Origin of the sequence: Streptomyces phyllanthi, assembly GCF_009377205.1 — a bacterium.
In the GTDB taxonomy this organism is placed as follows: domain Bacteria; phylum Actinomycetota; class Actinomycetes; order Streptomycetales; family Streptomycetaceae; genus Streptomyces; species Streptomyces phyllanthi.
In genome coordinates this window covers 1-5847 of the sequence record NZ_VJZE01000531.1, presented here as the reverse complement: position 1 = coordinate 5847, position 5847 = coordinate 1, and the positions used below count along the sequence as shown (strand labels likewise).

The 5847-nt window shown below is 69.9% G+C and carries 3 protein-coding genes; 1 reads left to right on the top strand and 2 read right to left on the bottom strand.

What is annotated here, in order from left to right; genetic code table 11:
• Window positions 1–25: 25 nt before the first annotated feature.
• Window positions 26–2566, top strand: a complete 2541-nt coding sequence (locus tag FNH04_RS40085; RefSeq protein WP_152791064.1) for an ABC transporter permease — start codon at window positions 26–28, stop codon at window positions 2564–2566.
• A gap of 87 nt (window positions 2567–2653) precedes the next feature.
• On the opposite strand, the gene FNH04_RS40080 is transcribed toward FNH04_RS40085, so the two are convergent.
• Window positions 2654–3946 (bottom strand): class I SAM-dependent methyltransferase, encoded by a 1293-nt coding sequence (locus FNH04_RS40080; RefSeq protein ID WP_152791063.1) that lies wholly within the window; start codon window positions 3944–3946, stop codon window positions 2654–2656.
• Between the two features lie 296 nt (window positions 3947–4242).
• The gene (locus FNH04_RS40075; RefSeq protein ID WP_152791061.1) at window positions 4243–5649 is read right to left on the bottom strand and encodes an NAD(P)/FAD-dependent oxidoreductase; all 1407 of its coding nucleotides are present in this window, start codon (window positions 5647–5649) and stop codon (window positions 4243–4245) included.
• Window positions 5650–5847 lie beyond the last annotated feature (198 nt).

The following is a 5847-nucleotide window of genomic DNA, read 5'->3' as shown; positions in this document are numbered from 1 at the left end:
CCCCCAACCCCTGGATAAGAACCCCATGTTCCGTACCGCCCTGCGCAACGTGCTCGCGCACAAGGCCCGGTTGTTGATGACCGTGCTCGCCGTGATGCTCGGTGTGGCCTTCGTGTCGGGGACCCTGGTCTTCACCAACACCATCGGCGACGCCTACCAGAAGAGCTCCGCCAAGGGGTTCGACCAGGTCGACGTCGCCATCGAACCCGAGTACGCCGAGGACGAGGGCGACACGATCGGGCAGGAGCACAAGCTCACCCAGGGCCTGCTGGAGAAGACCGCCGAGGTCCCGGGCGCCGCCTCCGCCATCGGTGTCGTGAACGGCTACACCGCCATCGCCGACAAGGACGGCGATCTCATGGGCAACGGCTTCCAGTCCGCCGGCGGCAACTTCTGGGGCGGCAAGGACCCGCGCTACCCGCTCAAGAGCGGCAAGGCGCCGCGGGGCGAGAACGAGGTGGCGCTCGACGCGGAGACCGCGCGGCGGGGCGGCTACGAGGTCGGCGACACCCTGCGGCTGTCCGTCGACGGCCCGGTGCTGACCCCGACGATCAGCGGGATCTTCACCACGGACGACGGCAATGTCGCCGCCGGCGGCAGCCTCGCCCTGTTCGACACGGCGACCGCGCAGAAGCTGTTCCACCAGGAGGGCTCGTACGACGAGATCGACGTGAAGGCGGAGCCCGGCACCAGCCAGACCGCGCTGCGGACCGAGCTGGAGAAGGTGGTGCCCGGGAAGACCGCCTACATGACCACCGGCGAGGAACTCGCCGACCAGCAGGCCCAGCAGATCGCCTCGGGCATGAGCTCGATGAAGACCATGCTGCTGACCTTCGCCGGAATCGCGCTGTTCGTCGGCGTGTTCATCATCGCCAACACCTTCACCATGCTGGTCGCGCAGCGCACCAAGGAGCTGGCGCTGATGCGCGCGGTCGGCGCCTCGCGGCGGCAGGTCACCCGTTCGGTGCTGCTGGAGGCGGCCATGATCGGCGCGGTCGCCGCCGTCACCGGTCTCGCCGTCGGCGTCGGCATCGGGGCCGGGATGCGCTCCCTCATGGGCACGCTGGGTGCCGTGGTCCCGGAGGGCCCGCTGGTCATCACTCCGGGCACGGTCGGCACCGCGCTGGTCGTGGGCGTCGTGGTCACCATGCTGGCCGCCTGGCTGCCCGGACGCCGCGCGGCGAAGATCCCGCCGGTCGCCGCGATGAGCAGCGTCCACGCCCAGGCCACCGCCAAGTCGCTGGTGCTGCGGAACACCCTCGGCGCGCTGCTCTCGGGCGCCGGCGTCGCCGCCGTCCTCGTGGGCAGTCAGGCGAAGAGCGCGAGCGACGGGCAGATCCCGCTGGGGCTGGGCGGAGCCCTGCTGGTGATCGGCGTGTTCGTCCTGACCCCGCTGCTGTCCCGCCCGCTCATCGCCGCCGCGGCCCCGGTCCTGCGGATCTTCGGTGTCGCGGGCAAGCTGGCCCGGCAGAACTCGGTGCGCAATCCGCGCCGTACCGCCGCCACCGCGTCCGCGCTGATGATCGGTCTCACGCTCATCACGGGGCTGACGGTGATCGCGGGCAGTGTGCAGCAGGCGGTCGACAAGATGGCCACCTCCGCCATGAAGGCGGACTACGTGGTGGGGATGGCCAACGGCAACTCCCTCTCGCCCGACGTCGACAAGAAGCTCGCCGCGGTCGACGGCGTCACCGCGACCAGCCCGATGCGCAACACGTTCATCCGCGTCGACAGCGAACTCACCCACTACGTGACGGGCGTCAACGGCGCCACGATCGGCGAGCTCACCGACCTCGAGGTCACGGACGGCTCGTTCAAGGTCACCGGCACGAACGTCGTCGTGGACAAGCACGACGCCAAGGAGAACGGCTGGAAGGCCGGTTCCCGGTTCAAGGCCGCGTACGAGGACGGAACGACGCAGCAGCTCACGGTCGCCGGCGTCTACGAGGCCAATGACCTCATCGGCGGCATGCTGCTGGACAACGCGACCCTGACGCCGCATCTGACGTCGTCCGAGCCCGCCGACAGGCAGGTCATGGTGAAGACCTCGGGCGGCGCGAGCGACGCGACGAAGGACCGGCTGGAGAAGGCGCTGGGCGACAACCCGGGGATCCGGGTCCAGGACAAGCAGGACGTCTCCAACGAGATCGCGTCGATGATCACCCTGATGCTGAACATGCTCTACGGCCTGCTCGCCATGGCGGTCATCGTCGCGATCCTCGGGGTCATCAACACGCTCGCCATGTCCGTCTTCGAGCGCTCCCAGGAGATCGGCATGCTGCGTGCGATCGGTCTGGAGCGCGGTGGCATCAAGCGGATGGTGCGCATGGAGTCGCTGGTCATCTCGCTGTTCGGCGGGGTTCTCGGGATCGGCCTGGGCGTGTTCTTCGGCTGGGCGGCCGGTGAGCTGATCGGCAGCTCGGTCGCCACGTACGAACTGATCCTGCCCTGGGCCAGGATGGGGCTGTTCCTGCTGCTGGCCGCGCTGGTCGGCGTCCTGGCGGCGCTGTGGCCCGCCCGCCGCGCGGCACGGCTGAACATGCTGACGGCGATCAAGTCGGAGTAGCGGCAGCGGTGCGGTGAGGGCACGAGCGCCGGGGCCCCGTTCACGTCGAACGGGGCCCCTCACATCCGTGGCCTCACATCCGTACCGTCACGTCCCCCACGTACGGACCCGCAACGGCGTCCCCGACTCCCCCGACTCCGGTGTCCGGACCGCCAGCACCTGGTTGACGCCGATCCGGTTGCGCTCGAAGGAGACGGCGCAGGCCGCCATGTACAGGCGCCAGACGCGGGCGCGCCCCGGGCCGGTGAGCTTGACGGCGCGGGCCCAGTCGGCCTCCAGACGGGCGACCCAGCGGCGCAGGGTGAGCGCGTAGTGCTCGCGCAGGGACTCGACGTCGCGCACCTCGAACCCGGCCCGCTCCAGCTGGGTGACCGTGGTGCCGATGGGGGCGAGTTCGCCGTCCGGGAACACGTACGCGTCGATGAACTCGTCGATGCGGTACGTCGATTCGTCGCGCTGCGGGCGGCGGGCGATCTGGTGGTTGAGGAGCCGGCCGCCGGGCTTCAGCAGGGTGTACAGCTGGTCGGCGTACTCCAGGTACCGCTCGGCGCCGACGTGTTCGGCCATGCCGATGGAGGAAAGCGCGTCGTACGGCCCGTCCGCGACGTCGCGGTAGTCCTGTACGCGGATCTCGACCTTGTCGGTGAGCCCCTCGTCGGCGACGCGCTTGCGGGCGTACGTGGCCTGCTCGTGGGAGAGGGTGACGCCGACGACCCGTACGCCGTACTCGCGCGCCGCGTGGATGGCCAGGGAGCCCCAGCCGCAGCCGACGTCGAGGAGCCGCTCGCCGGGCTTCAGGCCGAGCTTGCGGCAGACGAGGTCGAGTTTGTCGCTCTGGGCGGCTTCGAGGGTGCTGTCCGGGGAGTCCCAGTAGGCGCACGAGTAGACCATCGACGGGCCGAGGACGATCTCGTAGAAGTCGTTGCCCACGTCGTAGTGGTGGCTGATGGCGCGTCTGTCGGACCGTTTGGTGTGCAGATGGCGGCGCCTTCGGACCTCCTCGCGGGGCGGCGAGGGCGGCAGCGGCGGTCCGGCGAGCCTGACCAGGCCGCGTACGGCGGCGCGCACCTCGGGGTCGCGCAGGGCCTCCGCGAGCCCCCTGGCGTCCTCCCCGCGCTCCCATACGAGCCCGGCCAGCGTGTCGAGCGCGACGTACAGGTCCCCCTCGATCTCCAGGTCCCCGGCGACCCAGGCCCGCGCGAGGCCCAGTTCGCCCGGTTTCCACAGCAGTCGGCGCAGGGCGCGGCGGTTGCGTACGACGAGCGCCGGTGCGCCGGGGGGTCCCGCCTGTGAGCCGTCCCAGGCTCGGATGCGCATCGGGAGCGGGGCTCCCAGCAACTGTTCGGCGAATCTGTACAGCCGCGACGCGGCGTCGGCCATGGTGCACACCTCCGTGACAGTCGATCCCGGAATGTCCAGCACCACGTAAACACCTGCGGGGCGTCACCGCAGTCCCCCATCAGCGTTACGGCTGTGCAAAACGTCTACGCAGGCCACGGGGCCGCCCGGGCCGGGGGTCGGCACCCCGCCCGCACACGCCGAAGGGGCCGCCCGCACCACGGATGGCGGACGGCCCCTTCGGGGTGTTCAGCGACCGGAGGTCATGGGTGACCACAGGTCGGGGACCGGTCGGGAGCCCCGGTCGGAAGACCGGCGGAGCTCGGGTCAGGAGGCGGTCAGGAAGCCGCCTTCTCCTCGGTCTTCTGTACCTTCGGCGCGCTCTCGGTCCTGCTCGCGGCACCGACCGGCGCCGGCTTGGCGGCCTCGTAGAACTCCTCGCGGGGGTTCTCCATGGCGCCGAGCGAGACGACCTCGCGCTTGAGGAACATGCCGAGCGTCCAGTCGGCGAAGACGCGGATCTTGCGGTTCCACGTCGGCATCGCCAGACCGTGGTAGCCACGGTGCATGTACCAGGCGAGACGGCCCTTGAGCTTGATCCTCATCTTGCCCATGACGATCATCGCGACGCCCTTGTGGAGGCCGAGACCGGCCACCGCGCCCTTGTTGGCGTGGCTGTACTCCTTCTGCGGGAAGCCCCGCATACCGGAGATCACGTTGTCGCCGAGGACCCTCGCCTGGCGCAGCGCGTGCTGGGCGTTCGGCGGGCACCAGGCGTTCTCCACGCCGGCCTTGCGGGCGGCGACGTCCGGCACCTGGGCGTTGTCGCCCGCGGCCCAGATGTAGTCCGTGCCCTTGACCTGCAGGGTGGGCTCGCAGTCCACGTGACCGCGCGGGCCGAGGGGCAGGCCGAAGCGGGAGAGCACCGGGTTCGGCTTGACGCCGGCCGTCCACACGATGGTGTTGGAGTCGACCTCGAGGCCGTTCTTCAGGACCACGTGGCCGTCGACGCAGGAGTCCATGGAGGTCGACAGGTAGACCTCGACCCCGCGGCTCTCCAGGTGCTCCTTGCCGTACTGGCCGAGCTTGGGGCCGACCTCGGGGAGGATCTTGTCGGCGGCGTCGACGAGGATGAACCGCATGTCCTCGCGGGACACGCTGGTGTAGTACTTGGCCGCGTCCCGGGCCATGTCCTCGACCTCACCGATGGTCTCCGCGCCGGCGAACCCGCCGCCGACGAAGACGAAGGTGAGCGCCTTGCGGCGGATCTCCTCGTCCTGCGTGGAGTCGGCCTTGTCGAGCTGCTCGAGGACGTGGTTGCGCAGGCCGATGGACTCCTCGATGCCCTTCATACCGATGCCCTGCTCGGCGAGGCCGGGGATCGGGAAGGTGCGGGAGACCGCGCCCATCGCGATGACGAGGTAGTCGAAGGGCAGCTCGTACGCCTCGCCGACCAGCGGGGCGATCGTGGCGACCTTGCGGTCCTGGTCGATGGTGGTGACCCGGCCGGTGAGGACTTCGGCCTTCGGCAGCACGCGTCGCAGCGGGACGACGACGTGGCGAGGCGAAATGCTTCCGGCGGCGGCTTCGGGGAGGAAGGGCTGGTAGGTCATGTACGACCGGGGGTCGACGACCGTGACGGTCGCCTCTCCGTAGCGCATCTTCTTCTGGATACGCCGAGCTGCGTACAGGCCTACGTACCCACCGCCTACTACGAGGATCCTGGGACGCTCCGTGGTGCTCATGCCATCGAGTATGTACCCGCCATACGGGGGGTGCTCGTGCGCCCCTTCACAAGCTTGGGCAGACCCTCTGCTACACTGCGCGACCCGCGTGAGGAAGGTCATGACACCGGGGAGGAACCACGGTGCGGGGCGGACCGTTGTCAATGCCGCGTGAACTGCCCTTCCGCCCCCGGAACCGGTCGAACCACGACCCCCTTC

Coding starts and splice junctions, on each gene's coding strand:
- FNH04_RS40085 (WP_152791064.1), top strand. CDS start 26: ATGTTCCGTACCGCCCTGCGCAACGTGCTCGCGCACAAGGCCCGGTTG.
- FNH04_RS40080 (WP_152791063.1), bottom strand. CDS start 3,946: ATGGCCGACGCCGCGTCGCGGCTGTACAGATTCGCCGAACAGTTGCTG.
- FNH04_RS40075 (WP_152791061.1), bottom strand. CDS start 5,649: ATGAGCACCACGGAGCGTCCCAGGATCCTCGTAGTAGGCGGTGGGTAC.